This window comes from Comamonas squillarum, assembly GCF_025309455.1.
Classification (GTDB): Bacteria; Pseudomonadota; Gammaproteobacteria; order Burkholderiales; family Burkholderiaceae_C; genus Comamonas; species Comamonas squillarum.
In genome coordinates, this window is the sequence record NZ_CP104377.1 from 456203 (window position 1) to 477116 (window position 20914).

Genomic DNA, 20914 nt, shown 5'->3' on the forward strand with positions numbered 1-20914 from the left:
ATCGCTAGGCGCTGGGCTCTGTAATGGCCGCAAAGGCGCAGTGCCGAGAGCAGGAAATGCGGATCGCCCGCCGTCATCCCTGTAGAATCACGTTTTTAACAGCCCTCCCAATTCCCCATGTCTGCTTGGATCCTTCCGGATCACATTGCCGATGTGCTGCCTTCTGAAGCGCGACACATCGAAGAGCTTCGGCGTGGCCTGCTCGACACGGCTTGTGCTTACGGCTACGAACTGGTGATGCCCCCACTGCTGGAGCATCTGGACTCGCTGCTCTCCGGCTCCGGTGAAGCGCTGGACCTGCTGACCTTCAAGCTGGTGGACCAGCTCTCCGGTCGCACCCTGGGCATCCGCCCTGACACCACCCAACAAGTCGCTCGCATCGATGCCCATTTGCTCAACCGCAAGGGTGTGACGCGTCTGTGCTACTGCGGGCCGGTGCTGCATGCCAAGCCCGATCGCCCCCATGCGACCCGCGAGCCCTTGCAGTTTGGCGCTGAAATCTACGGCCATGCCGGGGTAGAGGCGGATGTGGAGGTGATCGCGCTGGCGACCGCGTCGCTGCGCGTAGCCCAGCTGCATGATTTCTCGGTGGACCTGGCCGATGTGCGCATTGTTCAGCGCCTGTTGGCGGGCTTGCTGGTGGATCTGCCGACCCTGCGCCGCGTGCATGCGGCGCTGGCGGTCAAGGATGCCTCCGAGCTCGCGTCGCTGACCCGCGATTTTCCGCCGGCCCAGCGCGATGGACTGCGTGCCTTGCTCAACCTGTATGGCGATGTGGAGGTGCTGGCCGAGGCGGAAAAGGCCCTGGCAGCCATCCCGGGTGTTGCACCGATTCTGGCGGACCTGCGCCAACTGGCCAGCCGCATCGACAGCCCGGCTGTGACGTTTGACCTGGCCGATCTGCGCGGCTACTCCTACTACAGCGGCATGCGCTTTGCGATCTATGCGCAAGGCGTGACCGATGCGCTGGTGCGTGGCGGCCGCTATGACGAGGTGGGCGCCGCTTTTGGCCGCAGCCGTCCTGCCGTTGGTTTCAGTCTGGATATCAAGCAGCTGGTGCCGGTGGTCGAGCCGCGGCCCCTCAAGGCTGCCATTCGCGCGCCCTGGGTGGACCGCCACGATATGCGCGAGGTCATCGCCCGCCTGCGCCAGGCCGGTGAAACCGTGGTCTGCGCCTTGCCCGGGCATGACGATGAAGTCGACGAATTCAATTGTGACCGCGAACTGGCCGAAGTCGATGGCCAGTGGATCGTGCGCAGCATTTAACCGTATTTTGTTCTTGGATGGGAAAAGACATGGCTATCTCCAAAGGTCGCAACGTTGTTGTGGTTGGCACTCAATGGGGTGACGAAGGCAAGGGTAAGTTGGTCGATTGGCTGACGGAGAGCGCACAAGGTGTGGTGCGCTTCCAGGGTGGCCACAATGCCGGCCACACCTTGGTCATCAATGGCGTGAAGACGGCACTGCATCTGATCCCCAGCGGCATCATGCGTCCTGGTGTCAAGTGCTACATTGGCAATGGTGTGGTGCTGTCCGTGGGCAAGCTGTTCGAAGAAATCGAAGGCCTGGAGAAGGCCGGCGTTCAGGTGCGTGATCGCCTTCGCGTGTCTGAAGCCTGCCCGCTGATCCTGCCTTTCCACCAAGCGCTAGACCTGGCCCGTGAAGCGGCCCGTGAACAAGGCGGCGTGCAAAAGATCGGCACCACCGGCAAGGGCATCGGCCCGGCCTATGAGGACAAGATTGCCCGCCGTGCACTGCGCGTGCAAGACCTCAAGCACCCCGAGCGTTTTGCCACCAAGCTGCGCGAGCTGCTGAGCCTGCACAACCACATCCTGGTGAGCGTGCTCGGTTCGCAGAAGTTCGACTTCGGCCCGCAACTCGCTCCGTACATGAAGAATGGCGAGATCCAGTTCGACGCCGTCTACAACGAAGCCATGCAACACGCCGAGCTGATCAAGCCGATGATTGCCGATGTCTCGTCCGAGCTGAACCAGGTGCATGCCGAAGGCGGCAACCTGCTGTTTGAAGGCGCGCAAGGCTCGCTGCTGGATGTGGACCACGGCACCTACCCCTATGTGACCTCGTCCAACTGCGTGGCTGGCAATGCGTCTGCCGGTGCGGGCGTGGGCCCGGGCCTGCTGCACTATGTGCTGGGTATCACCAAGGCATACTGCACCCGTGTTGGTGGTGGTCCCTTCCCGACCGAGCTGGAATGGCAAAAGGAAGGCACCCCCGGTTGGGTGATGAGCACCGTGGGCGCGGAAAAGGGCGTCACCACCGGCCGCTATCGCCGCTGCGGCTGGTTTGATGCGGCCTTGCTCAAGCGCTCGGCCCAGATCAACGGCCTGTCCGGTCTGTGCATCACCAAGCTGGATGTGCTCGACGGCATCGAAGAGCTGCAGCTGTGCGTGGGCTATGAGCTCGATGGCGAGCGCATCGACCTGCTGCCCCTGGGTGCAGACGACATCGAGCGCTGCAAGCCCATCTACGAAGCCATTCCCGGCTGGACCGACACCACCGTGGGTGTGACCGAATACGACAAGCTGCCCGTCAATGCGCGCCGATACCTGGACCGTATTGCCGAAGTCACCGGTGTGCCCATTGCCGTTGTCTCGACCAGCCCGGATCGCGACCATACGATCCTGATGCACAACCCTTACCAGGCCTAAGCCCTGGTTGCTACTTTTGATTGAGGAAACCCATGCTTACTGAAGACGGCAAGCACTTGTATGTCAGCTACGACGAGTACCATGGCCTGATTGAAAAACTGGCCATCAAGATTCACCAATCGGGCTGGGAGTTCGACACCATCTTGTGTCTGGCTCGCGGTGGTATGCGTCCTGGCGACATCCTGAGCCGTATTTTTGACAAGCCCCTGGCCATCATGTCGACCAGTTCGTACCGCGCCGAGGCCGGTACGCAGCAGGGTCACCTGGATATCGCGCGCTTCATCACCACCCCCAAGGGTGAGATCGCTGGCCGCGTGCTGCTGGTCGATGACCTCGCGGACTCGGGTCACACGCTCAATGCCGTGATCAACATGCTCAAGAACAACTACGCGCCCATCACGGAGCTGCGCAGTGCGGTGATCTGGACCAAGGGTGTTTCCACCTTCACACCCGATTACTCGGTGGAGTTCCTGGCGACCAACCCCTGGATCCACCAGCCGTTCGAAGGCTACGACAGCTTGCGTCCAGAAAAGCTGCTGGAGAAGTGGAAGGTCTGACCGGCCGCTGCAGTTGAAAAAAATTGCAATTTCCTGAAAAGCTGTCGGAAAACGCCTATACAATAGCGTCTATCGACAGCACGATGCCTTGCAAAGCTGCCAGACTCGAAAGAGGGCGGTTCGCAAGGTTTGTTTTTTTGAGATGCTGACAAGGGGTTTGGCGGAGACGCTGAAAACTTTGTCAAACAGTTCAAAAAGCTGTGCTACAATACAAGGCTTCGCTGATCGCGGCGAAGGGGATCTGAGGGTTGAGGCTCTTGGGTCAGGTCTTTAAAAATTAACAGCCGATAAGCGTGGGCGTTTGGTGGCGATTGCCATATGTTCTTCGGAGCAAAACAAGCGCTCACTTTAAACAGTAATGAGGAAGATTTTAATCTTCTTGATTCCGTCAAGTGAGTGAGTAGTCGAGAGACTTTAAATTCAAGATCGAACTATAGAGTTTGATCCTGGCTCAGATTGAACGCTGGCGGCATGCTTTACACATGCAAGTCGAACGGTAACAGGTCTTCGGATGCTGACGAGTGGCGAACGGGTGAGTAACACATCGGAACGTGCCTAGTAGTGGGGGATAACTACTCGAAAGAGTAGCTAATACCGCATGAGATCTAAGGATGAAAGCAGGGGACCTTCGGGCCTTGCGCTACTAGAGCGGCTGATGGCAGATTAGGTAGTTGGTGGGATAAAAGCTTACCAAGCCGACGATCTGTAGCTGGTCTGAGAGGACGACCAGCCACACTGGGACTGAGACACGGCCCAGACTCCTACGGGAGGCAGCAGTGGGGAATTTTGGACAATGGGCGAAAGCCTGATCCAGCAATGCCGCGTGTAGGATGAAGGCCCTCGGGTTGTAAACTACTTTTGTACGGAACGAAAAGCTCTCTTCTAATAAAGGAGAGTGATGACGGTACCGTAAGAATAAGCACCGGCTAACTACGTGCCAGCAGCCGCGGTAATACGTAGGGTGCGAGCGTTAATCGGAATTACTGGGCGTAAAGCGTGCGCAGGCGGTTATGTAAGACAGAGGTGAAATCCCCGGGCTCAACCTGGGAACGGCCTTTGTGACTGCATAGCTAGAGTACGGTAGAGGGGGATGGAATTCCGCGTGTAGCAGTGAAATGCGTAGATATGCGGAGGAACACCGATGGCGAAGGCAATCCCCTGGACCTGTACTGACGCTCATGCACGAAAGCGTGGGGAGCAAACAGGATTAGATACCCTGGTAGTCCACGCCCTAAACGATGTCAACTGGTTGTTGGGAATTAACTTTCTCAGTAACGAAGCTAACGCGTGAAGTTGACCGCCTGGGGAGTACGGCCGCAAGGTTGAAACTCAAAGGAATTGACGGGGACCCGCACAAGCGGTGGATGATGTGGTTTAATTCGATGCAACGCGAAAAACCTTACCCACCTTTGACATGTACGGAAGTGACCAGAGATGGACATGTGCTCGAAAGAGAACCGTAACACAGGTGCTGCATGGCTGTCGTCAGCTCGTGTCGTGAGATGTTGGGTTAAGTCCCGCAACGAGCGCAACCCTTGCCATTAGTTGCTACGAAAGGGCACTCTAATGGGACTGCCGGTGACAAACCGGAGGAAGGTGGGGATGACGTCAAGTCCTCATGGCCCTTATAGGTGGGGCTACACACGTCATACAATGGCTGGTACAAAGGGTTGCCAACCCGCGAGGGGGAGCTAATCCCATAAAGCCAGTCGTAGTCCGGATCGCAGTCTGCAACTCGACTGCGTGAAGTCGGAATCGCTAGTAATCGTGGATCAGAATGTCACGGTGAATACGTTCCCGGGTCTTGTACACACCGCCCGTCACACCATGGGAGCGGGTCTCGCCAGAAGTAGGTAGCCTAACCGTAAGGAGGGCGCTTACCACGGCGGGGTTCGTGACTGGGGTGAAGTCGTAACAAGGTAGCCGTATCGGAAGGTGCGGCTGGATCACCTCCTTTCTGGAAAACAGCTTCGCTGTTTCGGTGGATGCTAACTTTGTGCAAACAAAGTTAAGTGCCATCGGCACGGCAGGAGCCAAAAAAGCAATCAAGATTGAACGCCCACACTTATCGGTTGTTGGAACACAAGCCAGGTGGCTAGCTCACAAGAGTTAGCTGCGTGGAATGGGTCTGTAGCTCAGCTGGTTAGAGCACTGTGTTGATAACGCAGGGGTCGTTGGTTCGAGCCCAACTAGACCCACCATTAGATTCCAACGGATTTAGAGGTTGAGCTTATGCCGCTTTGGTTAATCGGAGTAGATTCTGATTGACTAGAGCCAAGCAGTGCGAGGCGTCTGATGCGAAGCACACTGATGTGTGTGAGCAGCGGGCAACGAAGCAATGCGCCGGCTATAGGCAATCAGGGGGATTAGCTCAGCTGGGAGAGCACCTGCTTTGCAAGCAGGGGGTCGTCGGTTCGATCCCGTCATCCTCCACCAATACTTTTACTGATAACTTATCACTCAACACCAAAGCGGTTTCGCAAGAGACTGTTTTGTTGTTGATTCCGGATTCCCGGATCAAACGGCTGTTCTTTAAAAATTCATAGAGTCGAAAATCAGCGTTGCTGGTGGAAACTGCACATTCGTAAAGGTTTAGTGCAGACCGTGCCACCAGCAACAATTTGATTGCGTCAAAACGAATGAAACTTTGCGAGAGCAATTTTATTCAGTAATGACGAATATTCTTCAAGAATGTGGATCTGGGCGACCGGGTCTACAGCAAAGATATTCACATTACGGCATAACGCGCGAGGTGAGAGACCTCGCAAAGCAGTTGCTTGGGTTCTTGAGCTTGAGATCTAGAGATAGATGTCAAAGTTATAGGGTCAAGTGACTAAGAGCATGTGGTGGATGCCTTGGCGATGATAGGCGACGAAAGACGTGATAGCCTGCGATAAGCTTCGGGGAGTTGGCAAATAAACTTTGATCCGGAGATTTCTGAATGGGGGAACCCACCTAGCAATAGGTATCGGCAACTGAATACATAGGTTGTCGAAGCGAACCTGGAGAACTGAAACATCTAAGTACCCAGAGGAAAAGACATCAACCGAGATTCCGATAGTAGTGGCGAGCGAATTCGGAAGAGCCTTGCAGTGATAGTCAGTGTGTTAACAAAACGGAATGGAAAGTCCGGCCATAGTGGGTGATAGCCCCGTATGTGAAAACGCATTGGTGGTACTAGGCTGCAGACAAGTAGGGCGGGGCACGAGAAACCCTGTCTGAATATGGGGGGACCATCCTCCAAGGCTAAATACTCATCATCGACCGATAGTGAACAAGTACCGTGAGGGAAAGGCGAAAAGAACCCCGGGAGGGGAGTGAAATAGATCCTGAAACCGCATGCTTACAAAAAGTCGGAGCCCTTAGGGGTGACGGCGTACCTTTTGTATAATGGGTCAGCGACTTACATTCAGTGGCAAGCTTAACCGAATAGGGAAGGCGTAGAGAAATCGAGTCCGAATAGGGCGACAAGTCGCTGGGTGTAGACCCGAAACCAAGTGATCTATCCATGGCCAGGATGAAGGTGCCGTAACAGGTACTGGAGGTCCGAACCCACTAGTGTTGCAAAACTAGGGGATGAGCTGTGGATAGGGGTGAAAGGCTAAACAAACTTGGAAATAGCTGGTTCTCTCCGAAAACTATTTAGGTAGTGCCTCAAGTATTACCTGCGGGGGTAGAGCACTGTTTAGGCTAGGGGGTCATGGCGACTTACCAAACCTATGCAAACTCCGAATACCGCAGAGTACAGCTTGGGAGACAGAGCACCGGGTGCTAACGTCCGGACTCAAGAGGGAAACAACCCAGACCGCCAGCTAAGGTCCCTAAAACGGGCTAAGTGGGAAACGAAGTGGGAAGGCTAAAACAGTCAGGATGTTGGCTTAGAAGCAGCCATCATTTAAAGAAAGCGTAATAGCTCACTGATCGAGTCGTCCTGCGCGGAAGATGTAACGGGGCTAAGCCAGTTACCGAAGCTGCGGATGCACAGTTTTACTGTGCGTGGTAGGAGAGCGTTCTGTAAGCCTGTGAAGGTGTCTGGTAACGGATGCTGGAGGTATCAGAAGTGCGAATGCTGACATGAGTAGCGTTAAAGCGGGTGAAAAGCCCGCTCGCCGTAAGCGCAAGGTTTTCTACGCAACGTTCATCGGCGTAGAGTAAGTCGGCCCCTAAGGTGAGGCAGAGATGCGTAACTGATGGGAAACGGGTCAATATTCCCGTACCGATGTGTAGTGCGATGTGGGGACGAAGAAGGTTAGCTCAGCCAACTGTTGGATATGTTGGTTCAAGCCTGTAGTCGTGCTCGGTAGGCAAATCCGCCGGGCTAAGATGAGGGGTGATAACGGGTCTGCTTGCAGACGAAGTGAGTGATACCCAGCTTCCAGGAAAAGCCACTAAGCTTCAGCTACACACGACCGTACCGCAAACCGACACTGGTGCGCGAGATGAGTATTCTAAGGCGCTTGAGAGAACTCAGGAGAAGGAACTCGGCAAATTGACACCGTAACTTCGGGAGAAGGTGTGCCCTCAGTAAGTGAAGTTGTACAAACGGAGCTAAACGGGGTTGCAAAGAATAGGTGGCTGCGACTGTTTAATAAAAACACAGCACTCTGCAAACACGAAAGTGGACGTATAGGGTGTGACGCCTGCCCGGTGCTGGAAGATTAAATGATGGGGTGCAAGCTCTTGATTGAAGTCCCAGTAAACGGCGGCCGTAACTATAACGGTCCTAAGGTAGCGAAATTCCTTGTCGGGTAAGTTCCGACCTGCACGAATGGCGTAACGATGGCCACACTGTCTCCTCCTGAGACTCAGCGAAGTTGAAATGTTTGTGATGATGCAATCTCCCCGCGGAAAGACGGAAAGACCCCATGAACCTTTACTGTAGCTTTGTATTGGACTTTGAACAGATCTGTGTAGGATAGGTGGGAGGCTTTGAAGTGAGGATGCTAGTTCTCATGGAGCCAACGTTGAAATACCACCCTGGTGTGTTTGAGGTTCTAACCTTGGTCCATTATCTGGATCGGGGACAGTGCATGGTAGGCAGTTTGACTGGGGCGGTCTCCTCCCAAAGCGTAACGGAGGAGTTCGAAGGTACGCTAGTTACGGTCGGACATCGTGACGATAGTGCAATGGCATAAGCGTGCTTAACTGCGAGACTGACAAGTCGAGCAGATGCGAAAGCAGGACATAGTGATCCGGTGGTTCTGTATGGAAGGGCCATCGCTCAACGGATAAAAGGTACTCTGGGGATAACAGGCTGATACCGCCCAAGAGTTCATATCGACGGCGGTGTTTGGCACCTCGATGTCGGCTCATCTCATCCTGGGGCTGTAGTCGGTCCCAAGGGTATGGCTGTTCGCCATTTAAAGAGGTACGTGAGCTGGGTTTAAAACGTCGTGAGACAGTTTGGTCCCTATCTTCCGTGGGCGCTGCAGATTTGAGGAAGCCTGCTCCTAGTACGAGAGGACCGGAGTGGACACACCTCTGGTGTATCGGTTGTCACGCCAGTGGCATTGCCGAGTAGCTATGTGTGGAAGAGATAACCGCTGAAAGCATCTAAGCGGGAAACTCGTTCCAAGATGAGATCTGCCGGGGGCTTGACCCCCCTGAAGAGTCGTTCTAGACCAGGACGTTGATAGGTTGGGTGTGGAAGCGCAGCAATGCGTTAAGCTAACCAATACTAATTGCTCGTGCGGCTTGACCCTATAACTTTGATTGGCCCCGCCTTAGATGGGGCCCAATGCAAAGAACACTGCAACTGCAGTTATGCCAAAGACTTGAGATCAGACAATGATGAACACCACAGCGTGTTACAATCACTGGCTCAGGTCGGCGCAATCAAATAAAACGCTGATAGCACCAAGCCCTCAAAGCTTGATGCCGACTCTATGAATTCGCTTCGAAAGCAGCAATGCCCTGATCGACCGATCAGCGCAAAGCCGCCAAGGAGCAAAAAGTTATGCCTGATGACCATAGCAAGTTGGTACCACTCCTTCCCATCCCGAACAGGACAGTGAAACGACTTCGCGCCGATGATAGTGCGGATTCCCGTGTGAAAGTAGGTCATCGTCAGGCTTTTATACTGATCAACCCCTCTGCTCTACCCGAGTAGAGGGGTTTTTCTTTTTATCTCGCTGCAGCAGCGGTCTGTGGCTGGCGTGAAGGGGTTGGGATGCAGTTGCAGGATATGTTGTATTCGCAGGGTTTTGGTGTGCGCCGCGTGTGCTCGGGCCTGGTGCAACAAGGCTGGGTGCAGTTGTGGGATGCACAGGCGAACGAATGGGTTGCGGAGACGGACTCGACCGCCGACGTAGATCCTGAAGGCCTGCGCTTCAAGGTTCAGGGCGTGGAGTGGGAATACCATGCGCTGGGCTATGTGCTGCTAAACAAGCCAGCAGGCACTGAGTGCTCGCAGAAGCCTTCTGCCCATCCGAGTATTTACAGCCTGCTGCCAGTGCCGCTGCGCACACGCCCCAACAAGAACGCCATCCAGGGGTTGCAGGCCGTGGGCCGCTTGGACCAGGACACGACTGGCATGCTTCTGCTGAGCGACGACGGTCAGTTCATCCACCGTATGAGCTCACCCAAGAAGCATGTGCCCAAACGCTACCAGGTGACGGCCAAGCATGCGGTGACCGAGCAGCAGATCGAGCGTTTGTTGGCGGGTGTGGTTCTGGATGACGACCCCAAGCCAGTGAAGGCTGCGGCCTGCGTGAAGACGGGTGACAACACCTTGGATCTGACGCTGACCGAAGGCAAATACCACCAGGTCAAGCGCATGCTGGCGGCTGTGGGCAACCGCGTGGAAGGTCTGCACCGGGCACAGATAGGCGGTTTGGTGCTGACCGACGAGCTCAAGCCAGGCGAGTGGCGCTGGCTCACCGCTGACGAGATGGCACTGCTCAAGCCCTGACGGTATTTGACCATGTGTGGCTTTGGCGCAAGTTGCACAACTATTTACATCGCCAATCGCCTCTTGGTGGTGCTGCAATTTATGGCGGGCAGCTACACTCGCTGCGTTACTAGTAGGAATAGCTCGTGAAGCCTTTCGTTTTTGCCCGTTCTCTGGTCGCGGTGATGGCCTTTGCGGCCACTGCGGCGCATGCAGCCAACCCCATTTTGGTGCTCAATTCGCTGGACGCCAACATCAGCGTGATCGATCCCACCACCTGGAAAGAGGTCAAGCGCATTCCTACGGGCAAGGAGCCCCACCACCTGTACCTGACGCCGGACAGCAAGTCGGTGATCGTGGCCAATGCAACCGGCGACTCGCTGACCTTTGTCGATCCCAAGACGGCCGAGGTGCAGCGCGTGATCCAGGGCATCTCCGATCCCTACCATCTGCGTTTTTCGCCCGACATGAAGTGGTTTGTGACCGCAGCCAACCGCCTCAACCACATCGATATCTACCGCTGGGATGGGCAAGAGCCCAAGCTGGTCAAGCGCATTGCCACCGGCAAGACGCCCAGCCACCTGTGGATCGACAGCAAGAGCCGGACGATCTACTCTTCCATGCAGGACAGCGACGAGCTGGTGGCCATCGACATCGCCACCCAGAGCCTGAAATGGCGCACCAAGACAGGGCAGATGCCTGCCGATCTGTATGGCAGCCCGGACGACAAATTCGTTTTTGTCGCGCTGACCGGCAGCGACGGCGTGCAGGTGTTTGATGTGAGCGGCGCAGAGCCCCAGTTGGTCAAGACCATCAAGACTGATAAGGGCGCGCACGCGTTCCGCGCAACGGGCGATGGCCGCCATCTTTTTGTCAGCAACCGGGTGGCCAATACCATCAGCAAGCTCGACATGGTCAGTCAGACCGTCGTGGACCGCTACCCCGGCCCCAGCGGCCCTGACTGCATGGATGTGAGCCCGGATGGCCGCTATATCTACCTCAGTTCGCGCTGGGCGGGCAAGATGAGTGTGATCGATACGGTCGAGCGCAAGGTGGTCAACCAGGTGAAGGTGGGCAAGTCGCCGCATGGCATCTGGGTGCTGGACCACGCACCGCGCTAGTGCATGGCCCGTGCATAGTTGATTCAGTAGCAGAGGGGAGCTCCACGCCATGCGCAGCACATTTTTCTGGCTTTTGGCCGCAAGTTGGGGCAGCGCTGCTGCCTTTGCCCAGCCTGCTGCTCCAGCGCCTGCCGCTGCAGCCACTGCGGCAGGCAGCTGCAGCAAGCCTGTGTATCTGACCTTGGACACCGGCCACATGGGCGTGGCCAACCAGATTGCCGACGTCTTGCGCAAGACGCAGGTGAAGGTCACCTTCTTTGCCGCCAATGAACGCACCAAGGAGGGTGACGGCAGCCTGGGCGACCACTGGGCGCCTTGGTGGCGTGCGCGCGCCGCAGAAGGCCATGCCTTTGCCTCGCACACCTGGGACCACACCTACTGGCGTGGCGATATCAAAGGGCCTGCAGGCGCTGCACCCCGCTTCAAGGTGCAGCCCTCGCAAGGGCCGCAGGCGGGGCAGCGTTTTGAGTGGAGCGCTGCGCAGTATTGCGCGCAGATCCAGCAATCCGAAGACCGCCTGGCCCAGATCACTGGTGTCAAGCCTTTGCCACTGTTCCGGGCTCCCGGTGGCAAGACCTCGCCCAGCCTGATTGCGGCGGCCAGGCGCTGCGGCTATGCCCATGTGGGCTGGTCGCCAGCGGGCTTTCTCGGCGATGAACTGCCCAGCGACAAGTACCCCAACCAGCAGTTGCTGGACAAGGCGCTGCGCGACATCCGCCCCGGCGATATCTTGCTGGCCCACCTGGGCATCTGGGACCGCAAGGACCCCTGGGCGCCTGCCGTGCTGCAGCCCTTGATTGAAGGCCTGCAGGCCAAGGGATTTTGCTTTGCCACCCTGCGCGAACATCCCCAGTACCAAGAATGGATTCGTCAGCATGGTGGCTGAGAGCGCTTTCCGTAGCGCACATTGGCCGCTGCAAGGCTTGTGGTCTGGTTTGAATTGATGGTTTGCCATGGAATTTCTCAGCACGCTTTTTGACAACGCACAGCAGTGGCTCTTTGAGCAGTTGCTGCAGCCTCTGCTGTTCAACCTGGGCCTGGCCAGCTATCTGGAAGATGGCTACACGGCAGCGGGCTGGTTCCTCGTGGGTTGCCTGCAGATTCTCATCATGGTGCTGGTGATTGCGCCCTTGCAGCGCTGGCGGCCGGTCGAGGCTGTGACCGACCGGCATGCGATCCGGGTGGACATGCTCTACACCTTTATCCATCGCCTGGGCCTGTTTCGCCTGGCCTTGTTCTTTTCCATCGATCCGCTGTGGGACATGGTGGTGGGCGCGCTGCGCGTGCGCGGCTTTGAGACCTGGCACCTCGATGCGCTCTGGCCCGGCGTGACCGACCTGGGTTGGGTCAGCCTGCTGATCTACCTGGTGGTGTTCGACTTTGTGGCCTACTGGATCCACCGCGGCCAGCACCAGTTTGTCTGGTGGTGGCGGCTGCATGCCTTGCACCATTCGCAGCAGCAGATGACGATGTGGAGCGACAACCGCAACCACCTGCTCGATGACCTGGTACATGACAGCATTCTGGTGTTCGTGGCCGTATTGATCGGTGTCGCGCCCAGCCAGTTTGTGGCGATTGTCGCGATCACTCAGCTGAGTGAAAGCCTGCAGCACGCGAATCTGCGCCTGTGGTTTGGCCGCCTGGGCGAGCGCCTGTGGATCAGCCCGCGTTTTCACCGCCGCCACCATGCGATTGGCATCGGCCATGAATCGCCCGCTGCCAGCGCAGCGCCCAACACGGCGGTAAAGGTTGGCGAGGCTGCCCCACGCACCCGCTTGGGGGGCTGCAATTTCGGTGTGCTGCTGCCATGGTGGGATATGCTTTTTGGCACCGCCAACTTTGAGCTACGCTATGACCCTACCGGTATCCGTGACCAGGTGCAGCCCAACCGGCAAGGGCAGTTGCGCGATTACGGACGCGGCTTTTGGAGCCAGCAATGGCGCGGGCTGCTGCGCCTTTTGGGCCGCGCCTGAGTGCTGCGCAACCGGCTGATGCCGAACCACTGAGCGGTCCGCCAGCCTGGCCACCCGCCCAGATACATAAGGAGTTCACCCCATGCCCCTCGCGTCTGCGGGCTCCCGCCTGATGTTTGATGCCTTCTGGCGTGCCGCTGCCTATTGTTTCCGTCCCCGGGTCATGCTGCTGTCGGTGCTGCCACTGGTGGTGATGCTCGTGGCCTTGGGTGGCTGGAGCTATTTCTACTGGTCAGGCGCCGTGGCGACGATGCAGCACTGGGTGGAGACAATAGGCTGGCTGCGCACAGTGTTCAGCTGGTTTGGCAGCACTGGTACGGAAGGCTTTGCAGCCGGCATTGCGCCCTTTGTGGTGCTGATCTTGATCACGCCCATAGCGGCGGTGGTCGCGCTGCTGGTGATTGCGCTTTTGATGACACCAGCCCTGGTCAACATGGTGACCGAGCAGCGCTTTGCCCGGCTGGAGAAGAAGCAGGGCATGGGCCTGGTCACCAGCGTGCTCTGGGCTTTGAGCACCTCGGCGGTAGCCATGGTGGCCTTTGTCGTCACCATGCCGCTGTGGCTGATCCCGCCTTTGGTGCTGATCGTGCCGCCTGTCATCTGGGGCTGGCTGACCTACCGCGTGATGAGTGTCGATGCACTGGCAGAACATGCCAGCAAGGCTGAGCGCGACACGCTGCTGCAGCGTTACCGCTGGCCGCTCTTGCTGATGGGCATCATCTCGGGCTACATCGGCATTGCGCCCAGCGTCGTCTGGGCCTCGGGCATGGTGTTCACCATTGGCTTTGTGGTGCTCGTACCCATTGCGGTATGGATCTATGCGATCACGTTTGCGTTCTCCTCGCTGTGGTTCATCCACTTTTGCCTGGCCGCACTGCAGCAGCTGCGGATCGAGAATGGCGACCTGGGCGCGCAGCCGCCTGTGGCGGAGCCGCTCGTGGCCGATAAAACCGATGCCGGCTTGCTGGCCGATGGCACGGAGCCCAAGTAAGAACCTGTTCAAACAGATAAGAGCGCGGAGCAGGGCATGTGCCAATGGGCTCGGCCAGTGCCTCAGCCGCTAATGCACCAATAAGGTGCGTAAATAGCTATTTTGGTGCAGTTGCGCGATCTGTATAAAGCGCTGGTAGTTTTGCACCATCTTGGTGCTTTCAAGGCAATGCAGGCCATGGCCTGCACAGATCTGGGCCGTTGGCTGCAAAATCCTCAGCGCCTCCCGGGGCCCCAGGCCAAAAGCGCGTTACAGTCTGGCTTTGGGCAAAGTCCGGGTGCGTTCGCGTTCTGGCAGGCCCGCATCTTCTGGTTGGCATGGGCATGTCATAAAACTGGCACGTAAACTGCTTTAGTCTTGGCACAGCCCTTTTTATTCACGATTTTCTTTGGAGCATTAGATGGCCAAGAGCGTTGCAGATGTGATGAGCATGTTGGACGAGAACGAGGTCAAGTTCGTTGATCTGCGTTTCACCGACACCCGTGGCAAGGAACAGCACGTCACGGTGCCTATCTCGCACTTTGACGAAGACAAGTTCACTTCGGGCCACGCGTTTGATGGCTCCTCCATCGCTGGCTGGAAGGGTATCGAAGCATCCGATATGCTGCTGATGCCCGATCCCAACACCGCCAACATCGATCCGTTCTTTGACGAAACCACGATGTTCCTGCAGTGCGACGTGATCGAGCCCGGTGACGGCAAGGCCTATGACCGCGATCCACGCTCGGTTGCCAAGCGCGCAGAAGCCTACCTGAAGGCATCGGGCCTGGGCGATACCGCCTACTTCGGTCCAGAGCCAGAATTCTTCATCTTCGATGGCGTGCGTTGGAGCACCGAGCCCAACAACCCGTTCTTCGACATCGAAGAGTACGAAGCACCCTGGAACAGCGGCGCCAAGTTCGATAACGGCAACCGTGGCCACCGTCCACGCGTCAAGGGCGGCTACTTCCCTGTGCCTCCTGTTGACAGCACCCAGGACATGCGCGCTGAAATGTCGCTGCTGCTCGAATCGCTGGGCATCCCGGTTGAAGTGTTCCACCACGAAGTGGCGGGCGCTGGCCAGAATGAACTGGGCACTCGTTTCTCGACCCTGGTCGAGCGTGCCGACTGGACCCAGGTGCAAAAGTACGTGATCTGGAACGTGGCAGACACCTACGGCAAGACGGCGACCTTCATGCCCAAGCCTTACTCGGGCGACAACGGCTCGGGCATGCACGTGCACCAGTCCGTGTGGAAAGACGGCAAGAACCTGTTCGCCGGTGACGGCTATGCCGGTCTGTCCGATTTCGCGCTGTACTACATCGGCGGCATCATCAAGCACGCTCGCGCGCTGAACGCCATCACCAACCCTGGCACCAACAGCTACAAGCGCCTGGTTCCTGGTTTCGAAGCGCCTGTGAAGCTGGCTTACTCGGCCAAGAACCGCTCGGCATCGATCCGTATTCCTTACGTGAGCAACCCCAAGGGCCGCCGCGTGGAAGCACGTTTCCCCGATCCCCTGATGAACCCCTACCTGGGCTTCGCAGCGCTGCTGATGGCCGGTTTGGACGGCGTGGAAAACAAGATCCATCCGGGTGAAGCCGCCACCAAGGATCTGTACCATCTGCCACCCGAGGAAGACAAGCTGGTGCCTACCGTGTGCCACAGCCTGGACCAGGCTCTGGAGGCACTGGATGCCGACCGCGCGTTCCTGACCAAGGGCGGTGTGTTCAGCGACAGCATGCTGGACGCCTACATCGAGCTGAAGATGGGCGAAGTGACCCGCTTCCGCCAAGCCGTGCACCCTGTCGAATACGACATGTACTACTCGCTGTAAGCCCCTGCTGGCCAGGTCCTCGTGACCTGGCCCTTTGGGCAAAACGGCCTGCCGACCTGCGAAGGTGGCAGGCCGTTTTTTTATGGGAGTTCTTGGGGCAGGGGGCATGGCCGGACAGCGGCGAATCTGTAACAGCAGGAACTGTTCGGCATGATCGGCCTCCTTTGTAGCTACACTGCGGGTTGCAGAGAGGGGCCATCGTGCAAAGCCGCTAACGGGCTGTCACGGACATACGGGCAAAGTGGAGTGAACGGGCGAAACGGGGTTATGCATACAAAGTTGTTGTTTTTGATGGTGGCAGTGGCATGTGCGCAAGGCGCGGTGGCGCAGGATCGCATTTATCGCTGTGGCAATGAATACACCAACGATGTGGCCAAGGCGCGGCAAAAGGGCTGCGCCGTGGTCGAAGGCGCCAATGTCACCATCGTGCAAGGCACGCGCCCGCACACACCCGCTGCCAGCCCGGCACCCGCACCCAATGCCCCCGCAGCTGCCCCGCGCCCCGCGCGTGCGCCCGCCGCTGCGACACCCGCGCCACGCTCCACCACCGCCGAAGGCCGCGCCCGCGATTCCGACGCGCGCCTCATCCTGGAGACCGAGCTGAAAAAAGCCCAGGACAAAAAGCTCGCTTTGGCGCGTGAGTACAACAACGGCGAGCCCGAGAAAAACGCGCTGGAGATGCGCAACCCCGCCTTCTACACCAAGCGCGTGGCCGATCTGAAGCAAGAAATCACGCGCAACGACAGCGATATCGCTGGCATCCAGCGTGAGCTCCAACGCCTGCCGGCCCCATAATCAAAGCTTCAACCTTTTGGGGCATATCCCATGTCTGACCTCCGTGCCATGGATCGCGAATGGCAGGCGCTGGAACACATCGCCACCTTGGTCGCCGTGATACGGCTCGATGGCGCCGCCGTGCGGGTCAATGCGGCGCTGGAGAATGCGCTGGGCGTCTCGCGCAAAAGCATTCTGGGCCACTACTTTGGCGGATTTTTCCAGGACGATGAGCTGATCCACAAGGCCCTGGTCGATGCGCGTGCGCAGCGCTTTTCGTCGCTGCGCTTTGAGGCGCAATTGCGGCGCAGCCTGCAAGACGCCTTTCCCGTGCATGCCAACCTCTCCTGGTGGGAAGAGGAGGAGAGCATTCTGGTGGAGCTGTGGCCGCTGGAGCAACAGGTGCGGCAGGACCGCGAGGAGCGTGTGCGCGAGCAGGCGCTGGCCAACAAGGAGCTGATCCGCAACCTCGCCCACGAGATCAAGAACCCGCTGGGTGGCATTCGGGGCGCGGCCCAGCTGCTGGAGCTGGAGCTGCCCGATGCCCAGCTCAAGGAATACACCGACGTCATCATCCACGAGGCCGACCGCTTGCAGGCGCTGGTCGACCGCCTGCTCGCGCCGCACCGCCACCCGCACACGGTGGGGGATGTGAATATCCACGAGGTCTGCGAGCGCGTCTGTCAGCTGGTGCTGCTCGAGTACCCGCAGGGCCTGCGCATCGAGCGCGATTACGACACCTCGCTGCCCGAGATCCGCGGCGATCGCGAGCAGCTCATTCAAGCCTTGCTGAACATTGTGCAAAATGCTGCGCAGGTGCTGGTGCCGCAAATGGCCCAGGACCAGGCGCGCATTACTTTGCGCACGCGCATTGCCCGGCAGCTGACCTTGGGCCGCAAGCGGCACAAGTTGGCACTGGAATTGCATGTCATCGACAACGGTCCTGGCATCGAGCCGGACATCAAGGAGCGGATCTTCTACCCCTTGGTGACCGGACGTGATGGTGGCACGGGCCTGGGTTTGCCGCTGGCGCAGACCTTTGTGCAGCGGCATGAAGGCCTGATTGAATGCGAGAGTGAGCCCGGGCGCACGGATTTCCGCATCATGCTGCCGTTGACAGACTAGGGGGCAGTTGGCTTCCCTTGCTGCAGGACCACGGTATGTAGAACTGTAAGGGTAGGGTGATAGCGACAATGAAACCAATCTGGATAGTGGATGATGACCCGTCGATCCGATTTGTACTGGAGAAGGCACTCGCCCGCGAGCAGCTGCCCACGCGCAGCTTTGTGCATCCCAAGGAAGTACTCGAAGCCTTTGACAATGTGAGCGACCAGGCGCTGGCGCCGTCGGTGCTGGTCAGCGACATCCGCATGCCGGGCGGCAATGGCCTGAAGTTGCTCGAACAGGTGCATGAGGACCATCCGCAGCTGCCGGTCATCATCATGACCGCCTACTCGGACCTGGACAGCGCCGTCTCGGCCTTCCAGCGCGGGGCCTTTGAATACCTGCCCAAACCGTTTGACCTGCCCAAGGCCGTGGAGCTGATCAAGCGAGCCGTGCAGCAAAGCGAAAGCCAGGCGCCCGAGCTGTCCCAGTCGGGCGGCAATGGCGAGATGCTGGGCCAGGCCCCTGCGATGCAGGATGTGTTCCGCGCCATCGGCCGGCTGTCGCAAAGCAATGTCACGGTGATGGTGACGGGCGAGTCTGGCTCGGGCAAGGAGCTGGTCGCGCGCGCGCTGCACAAGCATTCGCCGGTGGCAGGCGGCCCGTTTGTGGCCATCAACACCGCCGCCATCCCCAAGGACTTGCTCGAGAGCGAGCTGTTTGGCCATGAGCGAGGTGCCTTCACCGGCGCGCAAACCCAGCGCCGGGGCCGCTTTGAGCAGGCTGAGGGCGGCACCTTGTTTCTGGACGAAATCGGCGACATGCCGTTTGACCTGCAAACCCGGCTGCTGCGCGTGCTGTCTGACGGGCATTTCTACCGCGTTGGCGGCCATGTGCCGGTCAAGTCGCATGTGCGCGTGATAGCGGCTACCCACCAGAACCTGGAAGACCGGGTGCACAAGGGCGTGTTCCGCGAGGATTTGTTCCACCGCCTCAATGTGATCCGCCTGCGCCTGCCACCGCTGCGCGAGCGCAAGGAAGACATTCCGATGCTGGCGCGCCACTTTCTGGCAGCCAGCGCCAAGCAATTGGGGGTGGAGCCCAAGCAGTTGTCTGAAGCGGCACTGGCCCAACTGGCCCAGTTTGCGTTCCCGGGCAATGTGCGGCAGCTGGAGAACATCTGCCACTGGATCACCGTGATGGCGCCGGCGCAGTGGGTGTCCGTGCAGGATCTGCCGCCCGAAGTGCTGCAGGCCACGCCGGCTGCGCCGCCGCTCACCCCCAGCCAGCCCAGCGCAGCGCAAGCCGTGCAGGCCGCGCCGCAAGACCACAGCTACCGGCCCGCTGCCGCTGAGGTGCCTGCCAGCCAGCCCGTCGTGTCCATGCCCGTCCATGGCTTGGCCAGCGGTGCAGCCCAGGGCGGTGATTGGGAGGGCGACCTGGCCCGCGAGGCCGATGTGCTGCTGCAATCGGGCAGCACCGAGGTCTGGGATGTGCTCAGCCGACGCTTTGAATCGCAGCTGATCAAGAGTGCACTGGCCGCCACCCATGGCCGGCGCATGGAAGCGGCCCAACGCCTGGGCATTGGCCGCAACACCATCACCCGCAAGATCCAGGAGCTGGGGCTGTCGGCCAGCGATGATTGATGCGTAAGCGCATTTGAAGGGTAGACCAACCGCCGCCTCCAAGGCGGCGGTTTCGCTGACAGAGGCCAGCCATTGATGCGGTTTGAACCGTGCCACAATGGGCCATTACTGTCTGCCCGGTGGTGCAATCCATGCAAAAGATGACTTCGGTGTTTTCGGCCCAGGCGTACCGCAACTCGCCCGAACGCATTGGCCGCCAGCGCTCGGCGCTGCTCAATACCTTGCGGCTGGCAGCGTCGACCGCCAATGGCATGGCCCAGTTGGCGGGCGATGCATTGCACGGCGCGATGGCCGGCGGTCTGCCGCCCAAGGCCAAGGCCCTGTGGGGCAACCCTGCGCGTGAAGACAGCTACTGGCGCAGCCACTACCAAAGCATGGATTTTTATGTGGCGGGTCAGCCCTTTGAGGCCTACCGCCCGGCGCTCGCGCTGGGCTGGTATGCGGCGCAGCGCAATCCCTCGGGCTTTGATGCGCTGGCCACCCAGCTGGAGGTGCAGTGGCAGCATGTGCGCGGCAGCAATCCCATGGATTGGACCGAAGCCAAGACCATTGCGCGTGCCGCCTATGACCACGCGATCAGCGGCCTGCAAGGCGAACAGCTGTCTGCCGTCCAGGTGCAGCATGCGGTGCGCGTGCTCCAGCAAGGCCTGGCCGATTGCGAGGAATGCCTGGTCGCGGGCAGCGAGCAAGCCCGGGCGATTGCGCTGCGCAGCCATTTGTATGCACTGGCCGAGCAGTTTCGCGCCATGGACTGGCAGCTGCAGGATGTGCAGCTGCAACTGGCTGAACCCAGTCCGCTGGTCGAGCGGCCCGGGCTCAGTGCTGCTGGCCGCATGCATCGCGGCTGGACCGAGTTCAAGCAGCGCGCCAACCTCCACAGCGACCGCGACCTGATTGCCGAGTGCAATCTCTGCCTGGTGCTGGTGGCCGAGCGCTACCAGCGCGTGCTGGAATCGGCCCTGCCGCTGGATGTGCGGCCCCTGCTGCAAGGCCAGGCGCAGCAACTGCGCCGCTATACCGATGAGCTGCAGCATATGCAGGACGCCCGCGCGCGCTAGCGCGCGCGTTCTGAATAAGCTGTTACAAGACGTCTATGCGAAAGCGGGCAGACTGCCTGTGGGGCCGCCCGCACTGCGCCGTAAGTTGCCTGGCAGCTTTGTAATATTTCCCGTGAATTGGGAAAAAATTACCATGTAGGTGCCCACTTTCTCAAGGCGTACGCGTTTACCCGTAAAAACTTGCGGCTACAATCGGGCCCGCAGAACCTGCAATCCTGCCGTCCAAGGCAGCCTCATCGCTCTTCCCTTTTGCGGCCGAACCGCCGCTTGCTCCCGGCAGCAAAGCCTGCCCGGGCTGGAAAAAGCGCACACAGCC

At 58.8% G+C, this 20914-nt stretch carries 13 protein-coding genes, 2 tRNA genes and 3 rRNA genes; all 18 read left to right on the plus strand.

Annotation, left to right across the window (positions count from 1 at the left end; all coding sequences use genetic code 11):
* Positions 1–117 precede the first annotated feature (117 nt).
* The 18 genes from N4T19_RS02085 (at position 118) to N4T19_RS02170 (ending at position 20598) form a co-directional block, all read left to right on the plus strand.
* Complete coding sequence (locus N4T19_RS02085) at positions 118–1266, plus strand: ATP phosphoribosyltransferase regulatory subunit (RefSeq protein ID WP_260719322.1); 1149 nt, start codon at positions 118–120, stop codon at positions 1264–1266.
* Positions 1267–1295: 29 nt separating this feature from the next.
* Positions 1296–2669: an adenylosuccinate synthase gene (locus N4T19_RS02090; protein WP_260719323.1), complete on the plus strand. Its 1374-nt coding sequence runs from the start codon at positions 1296–1298 to the stop codon at positions 2667–2669.
* A 32-nt stretch (positions 2670–2701) separates the two neighbouring features.
* Entirely contained in the window at positions 2702–3226 is a 525-nt protein-coding gene (locus tag N4T19_RS02095) for a phosphoribosyltransferase (RefSeq protein ID WP_021027527.1), read from the plus strand.
* Positions 3227–3654: 428 nt separating this feature from the next.
* Positions 3655–5183, plus strand: a 16S ribosomal RNA gene (locus tag N4T19_RS02100).
* A gap of 167 nt (positions 5184–5350) precedes the next feature.
* Positions 5351–5427: transfer RNA gene (locus N4T19_RS02105), tRNA-Ile, on the plus strand.
* A 159-nt stretch (positions 5428–5586) separates the two neighbouring features.
* A tRNA-Ala gene (locus N4T19_RS02110) sits at positions 5587–5662 on the plus strand.
* 387 nt (positions 5663–6049) lie between these two features.
* Positions 6050–8928: ribosomal RNA gene (locus N4T19_RS02115) — 23S ribosomal RNA — on the plus strand.
* A gap of 257 nt (positions 8929–9185) precedes the next feature.
* Positions 9186–9298: ribosomal RNA gene (gene rrf, locus N4T19_RS02120) — 5S ribosomal RNA — on the plus strand.
* The 16S, 23S and 5S rRNA genes sit together here with 2 tRNA genes alongside, the layout of an rRNA operon.
* A gap of 97 nt (positions 9299–9395) precedes the next feature.
* The gene (locus N4T19_RS02125; protein ID WP_116927827.1) at positions 9396–10136 is read left to right on the plus strand and encodes a 16S rRNA pseudouridine(516) synthase; all 741 of its coding nucleotides are present in this window, start codon (positions 9396–9398) and stop codon (positions 10134–10136) included.
* 164 nt (positions 10137–10300) lie between these two features.
* Positions 10301–11236, plus strand: coding sequence for a YncE family protein (locus tag N4T19_RS02130; protein ID WP_116927828.1), 936 nt, complete (start codon positions 10301–10303; stop codon positions 11234–11236).
* Between the two features lie 49 nt (positions 11237–11285).
* A complete protein-coding gene (locus tag N4T19_RS02135; protein ID WP_409935147.1) occupies positions 11286–12122 on the plus strand; it encodes a polysaccharide deacetylase family protein in 837 nt (278 codons plus the stop codon).
* A gap of 67 nt (positions 12123–12189) precedes the next feature.
* Positions 12190–13209: a sterol desaturase family protein gene (locus tag N4T19_RS02140; RefSeq protein ID WP_260719324.1), complete on the plus strand. Its 1020-nt coding sequence runs from the start codon at positions 12190–12192 to the stop codon at positions 13207–13209.
* A gap of 82 nt (positions 13210–13291) precedes the next feature.
* Positions 13292–14200 carry an EI24 domain-containing protein gene (locus tag N4T19_RS02145; RefSeq protein WP_116927831.1) on the plus strand — a complete coding sequence of 303 codons (909 nt, stop codon included), beginning with the start codon at positions 13292–13294 and terminating at the stop codon, positions 14198–14200.
* A 400-nt stretch (positions 14201–14600) separates the two neighbouring features.
* On the plus strand, positions 14601–16016 hold the full coding sequence (gene glnA / locus N4T19_RS02150; RefSeq protein ID WP_116927832.1) for a type I glutamate--ammonia ligase: 1416 nt from the start codon (positions 14601–14603) through the stop codon (positions 16014–16016).
* Positions 16017–16283: 267 nt separating this feature from the next.
* Positions 16284–16811, plus strand: a complete 528-nt coding sequence (locus tag N4T19_RS02155; protein ID WP_116927833.1) for a hypothetical protein — start codon at positions 16284–16286, stop codon at positions 16809–16811.
* Positions 16812–16841: 30 nt separating this feature from the next.
* Positions 16842–17915 (plus strand): nitrogen regulation protein NR(II), encoded by a 1074-nt coding sequence (glnL, locus tag N4T19_RS02160; protein ID WP_116927834.1) that lies wholly within the window; start codon positions 16842–16844, stop codon positions 17913–17915.
* A gap of 68 nt (positions 17916–17983) precedes the next feature.
* The gene (gene ntrC, locus N4T19_RS02165) at positions 17984–19540 is read left to right on the plus strand and encodes a nitrogen regulation protein NR(I) (RefSeq protein WP_313900080.1); all 1557 of its coding nucleotides are present in this window, start codon (positions 17984–17986) and stop codon (positions 19538–19540) included.
* Positions 19541–19671: 131 nt separating this feature from the next.
* The gene (locus N4T19_RS02170; RefSeq protein WP_260719325.1) at positions 19672–20598 is read left to right on the plus strand and encodes a hypothetical protein; all 927 of its coding nucleotides are present in this window, start codon (positions 19672–19674) and stop codon (positions 20596–20598) included.
* The last annotated feature ends 316 nt before the right edge of the window (positions 20599–20914 follow it).